Source organism: uncultured Aquimonas sp. (assembly GCF_937888285.1).
In the GTDB taxonomy this organism is placed as follows: Bacteria; Pseudomonadota; Gammaproteobacteria; order Xanthomonadales; family Xanthomonadaceae; genus Aquimonas.
Genome location: NZ_CALART010000111.1, coordinates 50,382 through 69,661, shown reverse-complemented (window position 1 = coordinate 69,661; position 19,280 = coordinate 50,382). Strand labels below are relative to the sequence as shown.

Annotated in this window: 15 protein-coding genes; 10 read left to right on the top strand and 5 right to left on the bottom strand. The window is 69.1% G+C overall.

Annotation, left to right across the window (positions count from 1 at the left end; all coding sequences use genetic code 11):
• The first annotated feature begins 42 nt into the window (after nucleotides 1-42).
• The 3 genes from Q0654_RS20915 (at nucleotide 43) to Q0654_RS20905 (ending at nucleotide 6,388) form a co-directional block, all read left to right on the top strand.
• Entirely contained in the window at nucleotides 43-870 is an 828-nt protein-coding gene (locus Q0654_RS20915; RefSeq protein ID WP_298857030.1) for a transporter substrate-binding domain-containing protein, read from the top strand.
• Nucleotides 867-4,043 carry an EAL domain-containing protein gene (locus Q0654_RS20910; RefSeq protein ID WP_298857027.1) on the top strand — a complete coding sequence of 1,059 codons (3,177 nt, stop codon included), beginning with the start codon at nucleotides 867-869 and terminating at the stop codon, nucleotides 4,041-4,043. Before Q0654_RS20915 ends, Q0654_RS20910 begins: the two co-directional genes overlap by 4 nt.
• 131 nt (nucleotides 4,044-4,174) lie before the next feature.
• The gene (locus Q0654_RS20905) at nucleotides 4,175-6,388 is read left to right on the top strand and encodes a TonB-dependent receptor (protein ID WP_298857025.1); all 2,214 of its coding nucleotides are present in this window, start codon (nucleotides 4,175-4,177) and stop codon (nucleotides 6,386-6,388) included.
• Between the two features lie 444 nt (nucleotides 6,389-6,832).
• Here Q0654_RS20905 and Q0654_RS20900 read toward each other — a convergent pair whose 3' ends face one another.
• Complete coding sequence (locus tag Q0654_RS20900; RefSeq protein ID WP_298857023.1) at nucleotides 6,833-7,594, bottom strand: DUF4349 domain-containing protein; 762 nt, start codon at nucleotides 7,592-7,594, stop codon at nucleotides 6,833-6,835.
• 263 nt (nucleotides 7,595-7,857) lie between these two features.
• Between Q0654_RS20900 and Q0654_RS20895 the strand changes: the two genes are divergently transcribed.
• The 5 genes from Q0654_RS20895 (at nucleotide 7,858) to Q0654_RS20875 (ending at nucleotide 10,679) form a co-directional block, all read left to right on the top strand.
• Nucleotides 7,858-8,133 carry a hypothetical protein gene (locus tag Q0654_RS20895; protein WP_298857021.1) on the top strand — a complete coding sequence of 92 codons (276 nt, stop codon included), beginning with the start codon at nucleotides 7,858-7,860 and terminating at the stop codon, nucleotides 8,131-8,133.
• A 76-nt stretch (nucleotides 8,134-8,209) separates the two neighbouring features.
• Nucleotides 8,210-8,542 (top strand): YciI family protein, encoded by a 333-nt coding sequence (locus tag Q0654_RS20890; protein WP_298857019.1) that lies wholly within the window; start codon nucleotides 8,210-8,212, stop codon nucleotides 8,540-8,542.
• A gap of 22 nt (nucleotides 8,543-8,564) precedes the next feature.
• Nucleotides 8,565-9,017: an SRPBCC family protein gene (locus tag Q0654_RS20885; RefSeq protein ID WP_298857017.1), complete on the top strand. Its 453-nt coding sequence runs from the start codon at nucleotides 8,565-8,567 to the stop codon at nucleotides 9,015-9,017.
• Between the two features lie 23 nt (nucleotides 9,018-9,040).
• Complete coding sequence (locus Q0654_RS20880; protein ID WP_298857015.1) at nucleotides 9,041-9,409, top strand: DUF1428 domain-containing protein; 369 nt, start codon at nucleotides 9,041-9,043, stop codon at nucleotides 9,407-9,409.
• The gene (locus Q0654_RS20875) at nucleotides 9,402-10,679 is read left to right on the top strand and encodes an RNA polymerase sigma factor (protein ID WP_298857013.1); all 1,278 of its coding nucleotides are present in this window, start codon (nucleotides 9,402-9,404) and stop codon (nucleotides 10,677-10,679) included. Before Q0654_RS20880 ends, Q0654_RS20875 begins: the two co-directional genes overlap by 8 nt.
• Nucleotides 10,680-10,842: 163 nt before the next feature.
• Here the strand turns inward: Q0654_RS20875 and Q0654_RS20870 are convergent, their stop codons facing one another.
• Together Q0654_RS20870 and Q0654_RS20865 are read right to left on the bottom strand one after the other, a co-directional pair.
• Nucleotides 10,843-11,295 (bottom strand): hypothetical protein, encoded by a 453-nt coding sequence (locus tag Q0654_RS20870; protein ID WP_298857011.1) that lies wholly within the window; start codon nucleotides 11,293-11,295, stop codon nucleotides 10,843-10,845.
• 278 nt (nucleotides 11,296-11,573) lie between these two features.
• A complete protein-coding gene (locus Q0654_RS20865; protein WP_298857009.1) occupies nucleotides 11,574-11,960 on the bottom strand; it encodes a hypothetical protein in 387 nt (128 codons plus the stop codon).
• 271 nt (nucleotides 11,961-12,231) lie between these two features.
• On the opposite strand from Q0654_RS20865, the gene Q0654_RS20860 reads away from it, so the two are divergent.
• Entirely contained in the window at nucleotides 12,232-14,277 is a 2,046-nt protein-coding gene (locus Q0654_RS20860) for a DUF3857 domain-containing protein (protein WP_298857007.1), read from the top strand.
• Between the two features lie 76 nt (nucleotides 14,278-14,353).
• Entirely contained in the window at nucleotides 14,354-16,663 is a 2,310-nt protein-coding gene (locus Q0654_RS20855) for a hypothetical protein (RefSeq protein WP_298857005.1), read from the top strand.
• Nucleotides 16,664-16,730: 67 nt separating this feature from the next.
• Here Q0654_RS20855 and argH read toward each other — a convergent pair whose 3' ends face one another.
• Together argH and argC are read right to left on the bottom strand one after the other, a co-directional pair.
• Nucleotides 16,731-18,017, bottom strand: a complete 1,287-nt coding sequence (argH, locus tag Q0654_RS20850; protein WP_298857003.1) for an argininosuccinate lyase — start codon at nucleotides 18,015-18,017, stop codon at nucleotides 16,731-16,733.
• On the bottom strand, nucleotides 18,014-18,985 hold the full coding sequence (gene argC, locus Q0654_RS20845) for an N-acetyl-gamma-glutamyl-phosphate reductase (protein ID WP_298857001.1): 972 nt from the start codon (nucleotides 18,983-18,985) through the stop codon (nucleotides 18,014-18,016). The genes argH and argC overlap by 4 nt, the downstream gene beginning before the upstream one ends.
• Nucleotides 18,986-19,280: the final 295 nt, after the last annotated feature.

The following is a 19,280-nucleotide window of genomic DNA, read 5'->3' as shown; positions in this document are numbered from 1 at the left end:
TGCTGATCGTCACGCGCGTGGAGCGAACCTGCGGAGACAGCCGTGAGCGCCCTCGGCAGGCACACGCTCCTGGCCGTGCTCGCGGTCGCAGGCCTCGGCGTCGCGCTGGCCTTCTACGCGCTGTCGCCCGGTCACAGCAGCATCGATCAACGACTGCAGCGCGGCTATCCGCTGCGCATCGGCTATGCGCTGGAAGCCCCCTATGCCTACATGGATTCCGCGGGCGAGCTGCGCGGCGAGTCGGTGGACGTGTTGCAGCACGTGCTGCATCGGCTCGGGATCGACGCCGTGCAGCACGTGCGCCTCGACTTCGGCAGCCTGCTGGAAGAGCTCGAAGCCGGCCGCATCGATCTGATCGCCGGCGGTCTCTTCATTACCCCGGAGCGCGAGCGTCGCGTCCGCTTCACCCGTCCCACCGCGGCCGTCGGCCCTGCGCTGCTGCTGCGCGATCCACCGCCGGTCGCCGGCGAGCCGATCCGCCTGGCGGTGATTGAAGGCTCGGTCGAGGCTGCGGATCCGGGCCAGTTCGTTCTGGGTGAGCACAGCATTCTGCGCCTGCCCGATGCGCGCACGGCGATGGCAGCCTTGAGCCTGGGCGAGGCCGATGCGCTCGCGCTGTCGGCGCCCAGCCTGCGCTGGATGGCGCAGAACTGGTCCAGCGGCGGCGCGCTCACGCTGCAGCTGATCGACACCCCGCGACGCGGCTATCCCGCGTTTGCCCTCGCACATGCCGAAGCCGGGTTCACCGCGCGCCTGGATGCTGCGCTCGCGGCCTATCTCGGCAGCCCGGAGCATCTGCGCGCCGTCGCCGCCTACGGCTTTCTGGAGTCGGACGTGCTCCCTGCCATCGAGGGACGGGCCCAGCCATGAGGCCAGCGCAGCAACGGCGACGCATCGCCCGCACCTGGGCCTCGGCGGGCGTCATCCTGCTGGCCATGCTGCTGCTGGCGGGCAGCCAGCAGCACGCCCAGCGCGCGCACGCCGAGCTGCTGGTGCGGCAGGACCAGATCGCCACCATCCGCCAGGCCACCCTGCTGGCCCAGCTGCACGCCGAGCGTCATGCCGCCGGCGACAGCGGCAGCGGCCTCGATCTGGTGCGCGCCAGCCTGCAGCGCGCGCAGCAGACCGCGGCCGACATCGGCCGCGGACAGGGCGCGCTGCGCGGGCTTTGGCGCGACACGCCGCCCGATCCCGACACGGCTGCGTCGGTCGAGCGCCTGCTCGACTCGCTGCGTGCGCTCGATACCCTGCTCGCCGATCGCGATGCCGCCTCGGCGCCACAGGTGCGGCTGGCCATGCGCGGTGAACAGCGACGGCTGGAGGCCGCACTGGCCCAGCTGGAAGCCGATGCGCTCGACGCCATGGACGCTTCACGCAGCGGCCTTGCGCGCCTCACCGCCGCGCTGATCCTGATGCTGGCGGGCATCGGCGTTGCGTTCGCGCTCTGGCAGCAGCGCGCGGCCCGGCAGACCGACATCGAGGCTGCCGCGCGGGAGGCGCGTGAAGCCGAGCTCGATGCCTTTGCCGGCTCGGTGCCCGACATCTCCTTCCTGCTGGATGCCGAAGGCCGCTTCCTGCGCGTGCACGCCAGCCGCCCCGAGCTGCTGATGGTGCCGCCGGAACAGGCACTTGGGCGACTCATCAAGGATCTTTTCCCGACCGAACAGACGGCCGCCTTCATGGGCCTGATCGCGGATACGCTGGCGCAAGGCAAGGGGCGGGCCGAGTACCGCCTGCTGATCGGTGGCAGCGAGCGGATCTTCGAGGCCCGAACAACGGCCGTGAGCGGCGCGGACCGCGTGGTCTGGGTCAGCTGGGACGTGACCGAGCGGGTTCGCCACAGCGAACGCATCGCCCAGCTCGGCCGCCTCTACGGCATGCTCAGTGCCTGCAACCAGGCGCTGGTATTCAGCAAGGACGAAGCCAGCCTGTTCGAGCGGGTCACCGCGGCCGCGGTGCGCTCGGGTGGCTACCGGCTGGCCTGGATCGCGAGCGCGCCGCCTTCGCGCCGCCTGGTCGCCAGCGGGCTCGACGCGGGCGCACGCCTGCCCGAGATCCTGCTGGAAGACGCCGACTCACCGCTGTTCGAGCTGCTGGCCCACGAACCGCCGGCCCTGCGGGTGCACAGCCGGCGGGTCAGCCCGCGTCCCGGGCTCGCCTGGGCCGAGGCCTGCGCCAGCGCCGGACTGTCCGGCCTGAGCCTGGTCTGCCTGGGCGAACACGAAGGGCAGCGGCTGGTGCTGGTGCTGCACTCCGACACCCCCTTCGACCTGGAGGACGAGCAGCAAGCGCTGCTGGCCGAGGTCGCCGGCGACATCGAATACGCCCTGCAGCTGATGCGCCAGCGCCGCCAGCGCGAGCGCATGCAGGCCCATCTCGAACAGCAGGCGCTGGCCCTGCGCAGCAGCCGCGACGGCATCCTGCTGCTGGACGCGCGCGGCCGCATCCTGTCGGCCAATCCGGCCGCCTGCGAGTTCCTCGGCAGCGACGAAGAGCGCTTGCGCGAGCAGCCGGCCTCGCTGCTCGCCGACCTGGAGCGCGATCCCGACTACGCCCGCGCGATGCGCGAGGCCCTGCGGCAGGATGGCCATTGGCAGGGCGAAGTGCTGGCCCGCCACGGCAGCGGCCAGCTGCACACGCTGCTGCTGTCGCTGGCGCGGGTGGACGGCGGCGAGGCCGAACAGGCCAGCAGGGTGCTGCTGTTCACCGACATCACGCGCCAGCGCGAGACCGATGCGCGCCTCAGCCGGATCGCCCATTTCGACGCCCTGACCGGCCTGCCGAACCGCGATCTGCTGCTGATCCGCCTGCAGGCCGCGCTCGATGCACATCGCCAGGCGCGCCAGCTGGGCGCGGCGATCATGCTGGACCTGGACAATTTCCGCGCGGTCAACGAGAACGCCGGCTGGGGGCACGGCGACGAACTGCTGCGCGAAGTAGCGCTGCGCCTGGGCGCCCTCATGCGGCCCGGCGACACCCTCGCCCGTCTCGGCGGCGACGAGTTCGTGCTGGTGCTGGAACGCCTGACCGGCGTCGATGAGGCCGAACGCTTCGTGCAGGCCGTGCAGGCCTGCCTGCGGCCACCGATCAAGCTGGGCCAGGACGAGCGGGCCTATACCCAGGCCAGCCTCGGCCTGATCCGCTTCGAGGATGCCGAGGGCGAGGCCGAGCTGCTGCTGCGGAAGCTCGAAGTCGCGCTGTTCGAGGCCAAGCGCGGCGGCGGCAACACCTGGCGACGCTTCGCTCCGGCGATGGGCGAGCAGGCGCGACAGCGCATGCAGCTGGAGCAGCGGCTGCGTCTTGCCCTGCAGGAGCAGCAGTTCAGCCTCGTCTACCAGCCGCTGGTCGAGGTCGCCAGCGGCCGGATGGTCGGCCTGGAGGCACTGGTGCGTCTCAACCAGCCCGGCCTGCCGCCGGTGGGGCCGGACCAGTTCATCCCGATTCTCGAACAGACCGGGCTGATCAACCAGCTCGGCGACTGGGTCACCCTCGAAGCCTGCCTGCAGGCCCGGCGCTGGCTGGACCGGGGCTGGGACTTCGGCAGCGTGGCGGTCAACCTGTCGCCTTCGGAGGTCGGCCGCTATCCGGTGGAGGCGCGGGTGCGGCGCGCGCTGGAGCACAGTGGGCTGCCGCCGGAGCGGCTGGAGCTGGAGATCACCGAGAGCGGCCTGATGGAACAGGGCGAGCGCGCCGAGGTGTTCCTGCGCGAGCTGCATGGCCTCGGCGTCAAGCTGGCGATCGACGACTTCGGCACCGGCTATTCCTCGCTGGCCTCGCTGAAGCGCTTCCCGGTGCACAAGCTGAAGATCGACCGCAGCTTCATCACCGATATCGAGACCGACACCAGCGACGCATTCCTCGTCGAAGCGGTGATCGACCTCGGCCGCAAGCTGCGCATCCAGGTGCTGGCCGAGGGCGTCGAGACCGAACGCCAGCGCGACTTCCTGCGCGCGCGCGGCTGCGCGCTGGCGCAGGGCTACCTGTTCAGCAAGCCGCTGCCGCCGGATGCGCTGTTCGAGCGGTACGGCAAGCACAGCCCCTGACGCCACACGCAAGCGACTTCGGTGCAGCTGAAGTGACGGCGCGTCGCTTGCGCACGGCCCATGTGCAGCCGCAGCATGCGCAGGCCCCAGCCGGGGCCCCGACCCCGAACGCCCCTTCCAAGGACATCGACATGCCGCGCACTCTCCGTCCGGCCGCCCTGAGCCTGGCCCTGGCCGCCGCCCTGCCCGCGTTCGCGCAGGACGCGTCCACCTCGCCCGCCCAGCTCGACGCCATCACTGTCACCGCCCAGCGCCGCGCCGAGGACCCGCAAAAGATTCCGCTGGCGATCACCACGGTCAGCGCCGAGAAGCTGGACATCCTGGGTTCGGGCGGTGAGGACATCCGCTTCCTGTCCGGGCGCCTGCCCAGCCTCAATATCGAATCCAGCTTCGGCCGCGCGTTTCCGCGCTTCTACATCCGCGGTCTCGGCAACGGCGACTTCGATCTCAATGCCTCGCAGCCGGTCTCGCTGATCTACGACGAGGTGGTGCTGGAGAACCCTCTGCTGAAAGGCTTCCCGGTGTTCGACCTGGATCGCCTCGAGCTGCTGCGCGGCCCGCAGGGCAGCCTGTTCGGGCGCAACACGCCGGCCGGCGTGCTGAAGTTCGAATCGGTGCAGCCTGCGCAGGAGCGCAGCGGCTATGGCCAGTTCGCCTACGGCCGCTTCGACACCGTGAACACCGAAGGCGCCATCGGCGGCGGCCTGTCCGAGGCCTGGTCGGCGCGCGTGTCGGGTCTGTACCAGCGCCGCGGCGACTGGGTCGACAACGCGTTCACCGGTCGCAGCGACCAGTACGAGGGCTACCGCGAATTCGCCGGCCGCGCGCAGTTCCTGTACGAGCCGAACGACAGCAGCCGCGCCCTGTTCAATGTGCATCTGCGCGACCTCGACGGCACCGCTCGCCTGTTCCGCGCCAATGTGTTCAAGCCCGGCAGCAATGACCTGGTCGACGGCTTCCGCCGCAGCGTGGTCGCCATTGACGGCGACAACCGCAGCACCCTGCGCAATGTCGGCGGCAGCGCGCGCCTGGCCTTCGATCTCGACCGCGTCACCCTGTACTCGGTCACCGGCTACGAGAGCGTCGACAGCTACTCGCGCGGCGACATCGACGGCGGCTTCGGCGCCAGCTACGCGCCGCCCTTCGGCCCGGGCTTCATCCCTTTTGACGCGCAGAGCGCCGACGGCCTGCCGGACCACCGCCAGCTCACCCAGGAATTCCGCCTGGCCTCGAATGAGTGGGGCGCCTTCGACTGGCAGGCCGGGCTGTTCCTGTTCGATGAAGACATCACCATCGACAGCTTCAATTTCAACACCTTCAGCGGCGCGCAGAACGGCTACGCGGTTCAGGAGCAGCGCAACAAGGCCTACGCCCTGTTCACCTCGGGCGAGTACGACGTTTCCGACAGCCTTCGCCTGGCCGGCGGCCTGCGCTTCACCCGCGACGAGAAGGATTTCAGCGCCCAGCGCCTGGTCAGCCCGATCGGCGGCGGCGCCACCGGCGTACTGACCGCCAATCCGAGCGACAGCAATGTCTCGGGCGATCTGTCCGCAAGCTGGTTCATCGATTCGGACCGGACCGTCTACGCGCGCTACGCCCGCGGCTTCCGCGCGCCCAGCATCCAGGGCCGCCTGCTGTTCGGCGACTCGATCTCGGTGGCCGATTCCGAGACCGTCGACTCGATCGAGCTCGGCTTCAAGTCGAACCTGTGGGACGGTCGCGCGCGCTTCAACATCGCTGCGTTCGCGTATGAGGTGAAGGATCAGCAGCTGACCGCCGTCGGCGGCACCACCAACTTCAACACTCTCATCAACGCCGACAAGTCGATCGGCCGCGGTGTCGAAGTCGATCTCGATGCCTATGTCACCGACAACCTGCTGCTGACCTTCGGCTACAGCCACAACAAGACCGAGATCCGCGACCGCGGCCTGGCCATCGCCCCCTGCGGCGGCGGCTGCACCGTGCTGGACCCGGCCGGCGCCACAGCCGGTACGGTGTCGATCTACGGCAACCCTCTGCCGCAGGCGCCGAAGAACGTCGCCAACGTCACTGCCCGCTACAGCATCCCGGTCGGCGAGGACGAGATCTTCATCTACACCGACTGGGCCTACCGCAGCGAGATCAACTTCTTCCTGTACGAGGCCGCCGAGTTCCGCGGCAAGGCCCTGCTGGAAGGCGGCCTGCGCGCCGGCTACAGCTGGAACTACGGCAAGCACGAGCTGGCCCTGTTCGGCCGCAACATCACCGACAAGCTGGTCGCCGTGGGTGGTATCGACTTCAACAACCTCACCGGCTTCGTCAATGAGCCCCGGGTATGGGGCGTCGAGTTCACCACGACTTTCTGATTGGACCTCGCGCGGCGCGCAGGCGATCGCCTGCGCGCCGCGGCGGACACCGCCGCCAAGGAACAGAGCGATTCCCATCGCCTGCCCGCAGCGAGCTTCCCGCCTCGCGCGCTCGTGGTGATGGGCTCGGGCGATGTGCTCACCACCCTCTTGCGACAGTACAGAGCGAGGCCAGCATCGCGCTCATGGTGGGCCAGGGCCCACCCTATGGGGATTCGGGAACGCCGCTGCCCGCCTGCGATCACGCAGCTGCCCGCGTGAAGCGCAGCACTCGTCACTCGGCATTCGGCTTTCGGCGTGCAGCAGCACGAGCTGCATAGGGTGGGCCCTGGCCCACCATGGCCTGGACACTCGCCGCACCTGCACCACAGCCACCCCACCCTGCAGGCATCGGGGCACTCCCTCAGGCCACCCGCTGATCGGACGCTCACCAGAATGCGGCGCTCACTCCCGACCTCGCCGCAAACCCCGCGTCGCCAGGCGCCACAGCGCCCACCACAGCAGGGCCAGCGGAAAGGCCAGCAGCACATAGGGCAAGGCGTAGGCAATGACCTCGATCGCTTCGATCAGGCCGTCGACGAAGTTGTCCATCGACTCCGACAGCACCAGGCCCAGCGCCGACCAGCGCGAGCCACTCGGCGTGCTGGCGCGAAACTCCAGACTCAGCAGATTGGTCTCCAGCCGCAGCGTCTGCTGCGCAGCCACGCGTTCCGCCGAAAGCCGCTCGGCCTCCAGTGCCGACAGCTCGCGCGCCAGCTGCAGATGCTCGGCCACCGACAGATCCGTGCGATCCGCCAGGGCATCCAGGCGCTGCTGCTGCAGCCTCAGGCGATCGCGCTCGCGCGCGTTGTCGGCCACCGCCACCGACAGATCCTCGGCACGCGTGCTGCGGCGAGTGGCTTCGCCGCCTTCCGCTGCGCCGGCCAACATCGGCTCGACCGCCTCTGGCACCAACCGCATCTGCATCCGCCCGCTGGCGTACTCACCGGCGTTCTCGGTGAACTCCAGCAAGCTGCAGCGCCCGTGCACGCCCTGCGTGCAGGCGGTGCGCAGCGCCGCCATGCGCGTCGACAGCGCTGCCGGCGGCAGCTCGATCGCCACGCTGTGTTCGTAGGCAAGCAGAGCCTCCGCGTTGGCCATGCCCTGCATCGCCGCTGGAGCCGACTCGACGGCTTCCTTCTTGGCACAGCCCAACAAGACGAACACCAGCAGGCATCACAGGACCGGACGCAGCATGAAGGCTCTCCCTTGTTGGGCGATGGGGCGATGCACGTCGGGCGACCCGCCGCGCCGTGCGCTGGCGCAGCCTAGAGTCCCGCGCATGAACCGTGGCGCTCCCGCACAGCGCATGCGAACGCGCGCGCGGGTGCCGACCGCCGAGCGCGCCTGCTCCGGACCTGTCGAAACTGTCCGCACTGCTTCGACCATCTACGAACAGCCGCCCTATGCCGGGTGGCAAGGCACGCGCCATGCCCTATCTCGCCCTGCTGTACGAAGCCGTTCGCGAGCCCGCGCCCGAAGGCCGCGGCGCCCGCTGGCGGCTGGCCGGCGAGGCCCTGCGCCTCGGCCCCGGCCCCACACCGGCCCACCCCTGTGCGCTCGCCGAAAGCCGCGCCGCCAACCTTGCTGCAGTGCAATGGATCGAGGCCCGCGATCTCAACGAAGCCCTGCGCATCGCCACCCGCGAACCGCTGCCGCCCGGCTGCCTGCTCGAACTGCACTCGCTCGAACGCTCCAACCCGTAGCAGACTCCGCCAGCGCGCGCTCCACGAATCCCCAATCCCGAATCCCGAATCCCGAATCCCCAATCCCGGCTCCCGAATGAAATACCTCTGTCTCGTCTACTACAACGAATCCCACCAGGCTGAACTGCCCGACGCCCACTGCATGCACTACGCCGGCGGCCTGGTCGAACGCGGCCTGATGCTCGCCGGCAATGCCCTGCAGCCGGTGTCCACCGCCACCACCGTGCGTCTGCGCGACGGCCAGGTGCAGGTGACCGACGGGCCGTTCGCCGAAACCCGCGAGCAGCTTGCGGGCTTCTATCTGATCGACGCCAAGGATCTGGATCAGGCCATCGAAGTCGCCGCCGGCATCCCGCCCGCGCGGGTCGGCAGCATCGAGATCCGCCCGATCCGCGAACTCAAGCCCTGAGCCCCTGCCAAGGAGTATCGACATGCCCGGCACCGTCACCCTGCACCGCGTGATCCGCGCGCCCGCCGAACGCGTGTATCGCGCCTTTCTCGACCCCGACGCCATGTGCAAATGGAGCCCGCCGCATGGCTTCACCGGCAAGGTCACCCACTCCGATCCGCGGGTCGGCGGCTTCTACAAGATGTCGTTCACCAACTTCTCGACCGGCACCACGCACAGCTTCGGAGGCGAGTATCTGGAGCTGGTGCCGAACCAGCGCCTGCGCTACAGCGACCGCTTCGATGCGGAGGCACTGCCCGGCACCATGTTCACCACCGTCGAGTTGCGCGAGCTGCCGATGGGCACCGAGCTGCGCATCGAGCAGAGCGGCATTCCCGATGCGATTCCGGTCGAGGCCTGCTATCTCGGCTGGCAGGAATCGATGCAGCTGCTGGCCCAGCTGGTCGAGCCGACCATTCCCGATCATGGCCCCTGAACCCCCACACTAGGAGACACCCCATGTCCTACATCGACGGCTTCCTGCTGCCCTGCCCCGCCGACCGCATCGTCGACTACCGCAAGATCGCCGCCACCGCCTGCGAAGTCTGGCTGGAGCACGGCGCGCTCGAGTACTGGGAGTGCGTGGCCGAAGACATGAAGAACGACTTCTCCCGGCCCTTCCCTGAAGTCATCGGCGCCGCCGAGGGCGAGACCGTGGTCTTCGCCTGGATCCGCTACCGCTCGCGCGCGCACCGCGACGAGGTCAACGCCAAGGTGATGGAGGATCCGCGCATCGCCAGCATGTCGCCCGAGTCCATGCCCTTCGACTGCAAACGCATGGGCTACGGCGGCTTCGAGGTGCTGGTCGGCGCGCGCGCCGATGGCTGAGGCCGGGCCCGCACTCGCCGCGCAGATCGACGCGCTCTATCGCAGCGACTCGCGACGGGTGCTGGCGACCCTGATCCGCCTGCTCGGCGACTTCGAGCTGGCCGAGGACGCCGTTTCCGACGCCTTCGCGGCCGCGGTCGAGCAATGGCCCAAGGAGGGCGTGCCCGCCAACCCGGTCGCCTGGCTGGTCTCGGCCGGACGCTTCAAGGCCATCGACCGGGTGCGCCGGCGCGCGCGATTCGACGAGATCGCCCGCGGCATCGCCATCGAAGAGGAGCTGCTGCGCGACGAACCCCAGCTTGATGACATCGAGCCCGTCGAAGACGACCGCCTGCGCCTGGTCTTCACCTGCTGCCATCCGGCGCTCGCCTTCGAGGCACAGGTCGCGCTGACCCTGCGCGAGGTCTGCGGACTCACGACCGAAGAAATCGCGCGCAGCTTCCTCACCTCGCCGGCCACGCTGGCCCAGCGCATCGTCCGCGCCAAGGCCAAGATCCGCGACGCGAAGATCCCCTACATCGTGCCGGCGCCGAACGAACTGGCGCCGCGTCTGGATGCCGTGCTCAAGGTGGTCTATCTGGTCTTCACCGAAGGCTATGCGCCCACGCTGGGCGAACAGCTGACCCGCGGCGATCTGTCGGGTGAGGCGATTCGCCTGGGCCGCCTGCTGGTCGAACTGCTGCCCGAACCCGAGGTGCAGGGTCTGCTGGCCTTGATGCTGCTCACCGAAGCGCGTCGCGCCGCGCGCAGCGACGAAGCCGGCGACCTGGTGCTGCTGGAGGATCAGGACCGCAGCCGCTGGGACCGCGCCCTGATCGAGGAGGGCTGCGCCCGCGTGCAGCAGGCCCTGCGCGCCCGCCGCATCGGCCCCTACCAGCTGCAGGCCGCGATCGCCGCCGTCCACGCCGAAGCGCCATCCGCCGCAGACACCGACTGGCGCCAGATCGTCGGCCTCTACGAAGTGCTGCTGCGCCTCGAACACACGCCGGTCGTGGCACTCAACCGCGCCGTCGCCATCGCCATGGCCGCCGGCCCCCAGTACGGCCTGCCGCTGATCGAACAGCTGATCGACTCGGGCGCGCTCAAGGACTACTGCCCAGCGCATGCAGCGCGAGCGGAGCTGCTGCGGAGGCTGGGGCGCAGCGAGGACGCTGCAGCGCATTTCCGGCGGGCCTTCGAGCTGTCGAAGCAGGAGCCGGAGCGGCGGTACTTCGAGCGGCAGTGGGAGTCACTGCAGACGTGCGAGCAGACCAGCCGCGAGTACCGATAGACCAAGCTCGGCAGTAGCGGAATGCTTGTGCCAACCGTGGGCCCCGCGTAGGGCTCGAACGCCTGCGCAGGATCGCGATGCTCGCCATCGTCGTCTGCAGCACACTCGACCTCGCCCTGACCCGGTTCCACGCGAGCCGAGGACCTGCGCCCGACCCGTCAGATCAACCGTGATCGAACCCGGTGATCTCGGCGTGGATCACGCACCCTTGTCGCGCCACCAGCAGGCCCCGAAAGCCCCACCAGGGAGATCGGTCGGGATCGGTGGAGTACTCGAAGGTATACAGCTCGGAGGGTGTCCGCAGGTGCTGCCGGATGAAGTCCGACACCGGGTATAGCCAGACGATCGAGGTCGATGCACCGGCTTTCCGGTCTGCCACCTCAGCCTCCGACTGTTGCCGATCGAGCTCCTCGATCGAGGAAGGGCCTGCCACACCGACACGCTGGCGAAGTTGTTCCAAGCGTCCTCCCGGGCAGTCCTTCGTCGGCTCAGAAAGCCGCGCGAGCTCGCCCCAAGTGCTGCGCTCCGTCAGCAATGCGCTGTCCGCCGCATGGCCGGGGGACGCCGCCCACAAGGCGATCAAGACGACGAACAAACGGCAAACCTGAATCTTCATGAGTGGATGACTTCCTGTGGACGTGCCCAAGCCATTCCCAGCGGGCTGTCGCATGCAAGAACAAGAGTTGGCGCCTTCAGCACTGCGCGATTACAAAGCCCTGCAACTCCGCTTGGCGCGCGCTCAAAGATTGAATCATGCTCCGGGGGCCGTGACCCCGTCGGACTTTCCCGCTGGTTCTCGGTGCAGCCAACCAGCGCGTCCTACTCGATGCCCAGAGAGCACGCAAAAGTCCGCTGAATGGCTGAACGCCAAAGGTCGACGGCCCGATTGCATGATCACGCCGACGGATTCTCGTGCAGCCCCTCAATCGACTCAACCTCCACATCGCCGATCCTGCGGGCCGCTTCCATGAAGTGCCCGCGGACGCCAAGCCGGAGACGCCCCCGATGCACCGATGCCCGCGTCTCCGCCACCAGAATCCACATGGATGCCCTGCCCATGAGCGGAACCGGCCTGTCCTTCGGCAGGGGCTCGCCCGCTGCATCGAGGAACTCGGGGTGGATCATATGGATACCATCCCTGGCCGGATCATCACCCGCGTAGAGGAAGTCGCAGCGCAGGTGCTGGAAGGTCAACGTGCGGCCACCTTCCGAGGGCGCGTACAGGCGATAGCGGACGATGAAATCAGGTGGGTGCTTGCGCAGCTCTCGGTACGTCTTCACGCGCAGGCACCTCGCGTTCGATTGATGTGCCCGTTGGAGCCCAAGCTCTTCCGAGGACCCGCAGTGCGAAGTGCGCTCCGTCGGACGCGCGCGCGCCCCAAGCGAACATCCGCGATGCAGCCAGTCGATGCACGGCGGAACCCCGACGCAGAACCCCGCTGATCGGCGAGTATCAGATCAACCGCCCCTGCGCTCACACTCGCTCCATCCCTTTGGCTAGACTCGCGCGGGCGTGCCCCTTCGGCACGTCCATGAAGGGGGAATACTGCGCATGTTTGCTGTTGTCCGTGCCGCGTTGGCGGCTCTTGTCTGTTCGTTCGCCGGCCTTGCCACGGCCGCGCCCACCGATGTCCAGCGCTTCGAGCGCGGCGAGTTCGCGTTCGAGTATGGGCCGCCTGAGGCCTTCGTCGAGCGCGTCGAGATCGCTGCCGAATGGCCGGCCGATGCGCCCGGCGCCTCCGGCGCGAGCTGGCGCAACTGGCTGATCGACGAGCAGAGCGACTATCGCGGCGCCGAGCCGGTGCGCTTCCACGAGCACGTGATCGAAACCGCCAGCGAACCACTGCTCGCTACCGCCGCGCGCTTCGAGATCGGCTTCAATCCCGCCTTCGAGCGCCTGCGCATCCACGCCGTGGAGGTGCGCCGCGAGGGTGTCTGGAGCGACCGCTTCAAGCCCGAATCGATCACGCTCGCGCGCCGCGAGGGCGAGTTCGAGAGCGACATGGCAACGGGCCAGGTGTCCGCGCTGATCCTCGTCTCGGACGTGCGGCTGGGCGATCAGATCCGCTACGCCTACAGCGTGAGCGGCCAGAATCCGGTGCTGGGTGGACTCATCCATCGTGCGGCCAATCTGTCCTGGATCGACCCCATCCTGCATCGGCAGGTACGCCTGCTGTTCCCGGCCGACGCCGAACTGGAGCACCGCCAGTCTGGCGAGGCAGCAGCACCCCAGATCCGCGGTTCGGCGCAGGGCAAGGTGGTGAGTTGGGTGGGCCACGCGCTGGCTGCCAATCCGATGGAAGTGGACGCGCCCAGCTGGCACGAGCAGCAGCCGGTGCTGGAGGTGGCGATGCACCGTGACTGGCCAGCCGTATCGCGCTGGGCGAGCGCGCTGTACCCGATGGACCAGGACCTGCCGGCGGAGCTCGAGGCGCTGATCACGGAGTGGCAGCGGCTGCCGGATGCGCAGAGCCGCGCGGCCGCGGCCCTGCGCGCAGTGCAGGAGGACGTGCGCTATTTCAGCGTGCTGATGGGCGAGAGCAGCCATCGTCCCTCGCCACCCGCGCAGACCTGGGAGCGCCGCTACGGCGACTGCAAGGACAAGGCCTGGCTGCTGTCGATGCTGCTGACGCGCATGGGCATGGATGCCGAGCCGGCCCTGGTGTCGACCTCGCAGGGCCGGGCCTTGGACCGCGCGCTGCCGGCGGCCAGCCAGTTCGACCATGTGATCGTGCGCGCCAAGGTCGAGGGGCAGGTGTTCTGGCTGGATGCCACGCGCAGCCTGCAGCGCGGCCCCCTGGCGATACGCCAGTCCAGCGACTTCGGCTTCGCCCTGCCCGTGCACTCGACCGCCGAAGGCCTGGTCGACATGGCCTCGCTGCGTGAGCAGCGCGCCATGCAGCATGTGGTCGAGCGCTTCCTGCCTTCGGCCGACGGCACCTCGGTCCGCCTGGAGATCGAAACCACCGTGCGCGGCACCGAGGCCGAGCGCCGTCGCCACGACTTCCGCAGCCGCGAGCTGTCGGAGATCTCGCGCAGCTACGTCGACTACTACAGCCGTCTGCACGGCGAACTCGCGAGCGCCGAAGCGATCCGCTTCGAGGACGACCCTGAAAGCGGCGAGATCCGCGTGTTCGAGGCCTACCAGCTGCAGCGCCCGTGGCTGTCCAGCGGCTCGGGCAGCCGCGTGCTGGAGATCTACGCCGACCTGATGTCGCCCTACCTCAGCCTGTCCGGACCGCAGCAGCGGCGCCATCCGCTGTGGCGGCCACACCCCATCGAGCTGCGCCAGACCACCGAGGTCGTGCTGCCGGAGGGATGGTCCATGCTCACCACACCCGACTCGGTTGACGCCGAAGACGCGAGCTTCCGCTACGCCCGTCGCATCCGTCGCGAGGCCGATCGCCTCGTCGTGGACCACGGCTTCGACTCGCTGGCGGAACAGGTAGCCGCGGCCGACGCGCCACGCCACTTCGAACTGCGCAGGCGCGCCATCGAAGCGGTCGGCGCTCGCCTGCAGTTCAGCCTGCCAACGGCCTCGGCCAACAGTGAGCGCAACCAGCGTCTGCGTGCCCTGCTGGGCAAGCCCGCGAACTGACTCCGCCGGCCGGAACACGGGCGTGCGATGGCCTCCGCACGCCGTTCTTTCCCTACTTTTCTGATGGTGCCCGTCCATGTCGTATCGCCGCGCATTGCTTTCGCTGGCCCTGGTCTCCGGCCTGCTTCCGACCGAACTGCCCGCCCAGCTGGCTCCACCGCCGCTGCCACAGGACGTGGGCGCGGAAGCGGCCTGGCAGGCCTTCAGAGAACGTCCGCACAGCGAAGAACTGGGCACCTACTTCGAGCAGCTGGGCGGTCTGGTCGACGACAACGGCGATGTGCGTGCCGACGCCTGCGCCTCGACGTCGCTGGCGGAGATGGAGCCCCACCTGACGGTGAGCATCGCCTACTGGTGGTTCCGCGTGGAGTGCGCCGAACTGCAGGCTGACGAAGCCGAACTGGAGCACAGCCTGCAGGCGTTCGCCGCGCTCGCACGGCATGCGCTGGAGAAGGCGCCGCGCAGGCACGGCAACGGCACGCCCACGCCGATCCTGCACGAGTTCGACCTGTGGATGCTGATCCGCGGTCTGGAGCTGGAGCCCGGCTACGTCTACCTGGATGCCTTCGCGCACGGCCCGCATGCCGCCTACCACCTGTCGCTCTGGGACCCTGTCGAGAAGCGCGAGCATCTGCTGGCGCTCGATTTCCTCGATGTCTACATGGACATGGTGGAGCGCAGCGGGGAACCTCGCACCCTGTTCAATCGACTGTATCTGGTGCGCACCTTCCTGCGCGCCTTCTCCGAGTTCGGGGCGGATATGCCGGCAGCACGCGTGCTGCGATTCGCCGAGGTGGCGCGCGGCCCCGGTTCCGACCAGCTGCCGCGACTGTCCGCGCTGGCCGCCGAGGGCGATTTCCACGCGGCCTCCAGACTCTTCGACCTGTGCCGTACTCCCGAGCGCAGCCGCTGCACGACGCAGGCCGTCGATGCCCTCCTGCCCTTCGCCGAGCAGGGCCTCGCCGAGGCGCTGTCGATGCTGGGCTCCCTGTACGCGAACGGCATCGGCGTGCGCCGCGATGCGCGCGCGGCGGCCGAGCTCTATGCCCGCGCCGACGAACGGATGGGTGGTTACGAAGCCAGCCTCGCCGGCAGCCGCCAGTGGCTGCAGCCCCCCATCTGGGGCGGCGTGCCGAAGCCGCTGCGCAAGCGACTCGAGCAGGCAGCCGCAGACGGCATCACCGAAGCCAGCGACCTGCTGATCCTGAGCGATATCGCCGAGGCCCTGGACAAGGGCCCGCCGAAGCGCGTTCCGCGCAAGCTGCTGGCAGCGGCCGATTCCACCTCGCCCTGGGTGCGTACGGGCCTCGGGACCCTGATGCTGGAGGCCGAAAGCGAGCAGGCCCTGGCACATCTGGCCTATGGCGCCCGCATGGGTGGCGTCATGCAGGTGATGATGTTCCTCGACGCGGCGGACAAGTCATCGCTCCAGCCCCTGGAGCACGCGGAGCTGGTGCGCCTGCACGAGCGCGCGGGCTACGGCGGCTGGGCACCTTCAGCACTCTGGCTGGGGCGCCACTACGAAACCAGCGACCCCAAGCGCGGCCGGCTGTGGATGCTGGGTGCCGCCAATCTGGGCGACAAGCAGGCGATGTACGAGGCCGCCGAGATGCTGGTTGACCAGTGGAACGGCGACCAGTCGCTCGGCATCGCCGCCCAGCTGCTGGAAGGCCTGTTGAAGCTGGGCCCCAGCGCCGAGGCGGAAGTGCTGCTGGCGGACCTGCTGATCCAGGGTGTGGGTGGCGTTGAGGCCGATCGACCGCGCGCTGCGCGGATGCTGCGCGCGCTGCATGCCAAGGGCCATGACGAGGGCTCGCGCATGCTGGCCGCCAACCTCGCGATGGGCCGACTTGAAGCAGAGGCCGACGATCGCCCCCGCGAAGTGCTGGAGACGCTCGCGGACAAGGGTCACGCCGCTGCAATGGCCGCCTTGGCTCAGATGATCTACACCGGTCACCTGGATGGCGGCCCCGCGGATGCATGGCGCTGGTGGCGCAAGGCGATCGAGGCGGAGTCTCCGGGCGCGCGGAACAATCTCGCGTGGACGCAGTGTGTATCCGCCGATCCGCGCTTCCGCAACGTCGAGGAAGGCCTGGCGGAAGCGCAGCGCATGGGTGACCCGGCCGCCCTGCCGACGGCCTATCGCGACACGGTGGCGACCTGCTTCGCGGCCAATGGCGACTTCGCCCGGGCCATCGAGCTGCAGCAGAGCATCCTGGATGAACTGCAGGCCGAGGGGGCACCAGAGGCGGGACTCAGCTATTTCCGCAACAAGCTGGCCCTGTTCCAGCGCGGTGAGGTCTTTCTCGAAGAGCGCGCCCGCTTTGGAGGCGCTGAGCCGGAAAGCGACGCCGCGCCTGAGGCTTCAGCGGCGCCCGGGCAGTGAGGGCCCGTCTGGCTTCGCGGCCGCCTCACCGCAGCGCCTCAGGCCCACCGCACGTGGAGGCGGGCGGTCACAGCGCTGCCAGCCGCTCCCTCAACTCGTCCAAGCGCAGCTGGCCCGAAGCCCCAGGCGAGACGCGCTCAGCAATGCTCGCCTGCGGATCGCGCTGCGCCCAGCGTGCGGGGTCGGCGGCCTGGACATAGGCCTCGCGGAAGGGCAGGCCGGCGCGGGCGAGTTCGACGGCGAGGTCGGTGGCGTACATCGAGGGCTCCAGCGCAGCCTGCATGCGTTCGGGCACCCATTCGAGGTTGCGCAGCAGGTCGGGCAGCAGGGCCAGGGCTGAGAGGCCGCGGCCGAAGGCGTGCACGATCGCGCCTTTGCTGAACTGCAGGTCGCGGTGGTAGCCGGACGGCAGGCTCAGCAGCTGGTCCAGCTCGGTGCGCGCGGCCGAGATCGAGGCGTGCACGGCGCGCATCAGCTCGACCACGTCGGGGTTGCGCTTGTTGGGCATGATGGAGCTGCCGGTGGTGTATTCGGCGGGCAGCTTGACGAAGCCGAACTCCGCGGCGGTGAACAGCGAGAGATCCCAGGCCAGACGGCGCAGGTCCAGCGTGGCCGAGCCCAGGGCCTCGACTGCGGCCAGCTCGAACTTGCCGCGTGAGAGCTGGGCATAGGTCGCCGCCAGCTGAATGCGACCGAAGCCCAGCGCGACGGTGGTGTGGTCGCGGTCCAGCGGCAGGTTGATGCCGTAGCCGGCCGCACTGCCCAGCGGGTTCGCGTCGATCAAGGCGAGCGTGTCGCGGGCGCGCTGGGCGTTGTCGATGAAGGCTTCTGCCCAGGCCGCCCACCACATCCCGCAGCTCGACACCATGGCGCGCTGCAGATGGGTGTAGCCGGGCAGCGGCAGCATGGCCTCGGCCTCGGCGCGCGCCAGCGCCACCTGCGCGGTCTCGACGCAGAGCGCGTGCAGGCGGCTCAAGCGGTCCTTCAGCCACAGGCGTGTAGCGACAAGCACCTGGTCATTGCGGCTGCGGCCGGTGTGGATGCGCTTGCCGGCGTCGCCGAGTTTCTCGGTCAGCCAGGCCTCGATGGCGCTGTGCATGTCCTCGTAGCGCGCATCCAGCACAAAGGCGCCCGATACGATCGCCGCGTCCAGCGCACTCAGCTCGCGCTCGATGCCGGCGAGTTCATCGGCGCTGAGGATGCCGATGCGCTGCAGGCCCTGCGCGTGCGCGCGGCTGGCGATGATGTCGAAGCGAATGAATTCCCGGTCGAGGATCACGTCCTCGCCGGCCAGGAAGTCCTGGATGCGGGCGTCGACCTTGACGCCCGGCTTCTGCCACAGCAGTCCACTCACGGCAGGCGCTCCTGTGCGTTGAGGCCGGCGAATTCATCGAGGCCGAAGGCGAGGTTCAGGTTCTGCAGGGCCTGGCTGGCAGCGCCCTTGAGCAGATTGTCCAAGGTCGAAACGATCACCACGCGGTGGCCGTCGGCCGAAACCGTGAAGCCACCGATCTCGACGCCGGTCTTGCCGGCGATGCGGCTGACCCAGGGCGCCGCTTCCGTGACTCGGACCAGTGGCTCTTTGGCGTAGCGCGCGCCATAGAGATCCAGCAGCTCGGCGACGGTGGTGGGCGCTTGCAGATGCAGGTTCACCGTCATCGTGATGCCGCGGAACTGCGGCGCCACGTGCGGCATGAACTCGATGTCCTCGGCGAGCTGCACGCTGACCTCGCGCTCGTGGATGTGTCCGGCGAGGCTGTAGGGCATCAGGTTGTCGCGCAGCAGCTCGATGTTGTTCTTGTCGGAGGGGCTGGTGCCGGCGCCGCTGTAGCCGCTGACCCCGAAGCACTGCACCGGGCCGTGGATGCGCCCGGCCAGCGGCGCGATCGCCAGCTGCATCGCGGTCGCGTAGCAGCCGGGATTGCTGATGCGGCGCTCGCCCGGCGCGCGCGCGCGGGTCAGCTCGGGCAGGCCGTAGTACCAGCGGGCGTCGAAGCGGTAGTCAGCCGAGAGATCGAGAATGACCGGATCGACCCCCGCCGCATCGACGGCAGCCACGAACTCAGCTGCCTTGCCGTTGGGCAGCGCCAGCACCAGCGCGTCGGCCTTGGCCTTGGCCTTGGCGGCGGCTTCCGGACCGTGGTTGACGTAGAGCAGCGCGGGATCGACGCCGGGCTCGAAGTCAGCGACGCGCTGCCCCTCACGCTCGCGCGAGCTGACGAAGGCGAGCTCGAAAGCCGGGTGGTTCTTCAGCAGGCGGATCAGTTCGCTGCCGACGTAGCCGCGGGCGCCGATCAGGCCGATGCGGATCTTGGAACTCATGGGGTGCGGACTCCGGGCATTGGGGCGCGGGGGCGGAACAGGGTCAGCGACGCGGTCAGTGCGCCGGCAAAATCAGTTCTAGACGTGCCGCTCTTGAGCCCCTCCCCCCTCGAGGGAAGCGAAGGTGGGCGCCTGTCGGCTGCCGGTGGCAGCCGACGCCCGCCAAAGCCCGAGCGAAGCGAAGGCAGTTGGGGAGAGGGGTGAGAATCCTCGCCGCGAGTCCTGCCCCCCTCTCCCCCGACCCCTCTCCCACAAGGGGAGAGGGGAGCGGAGCGGGTTGCGCCGGTGCGGTGAG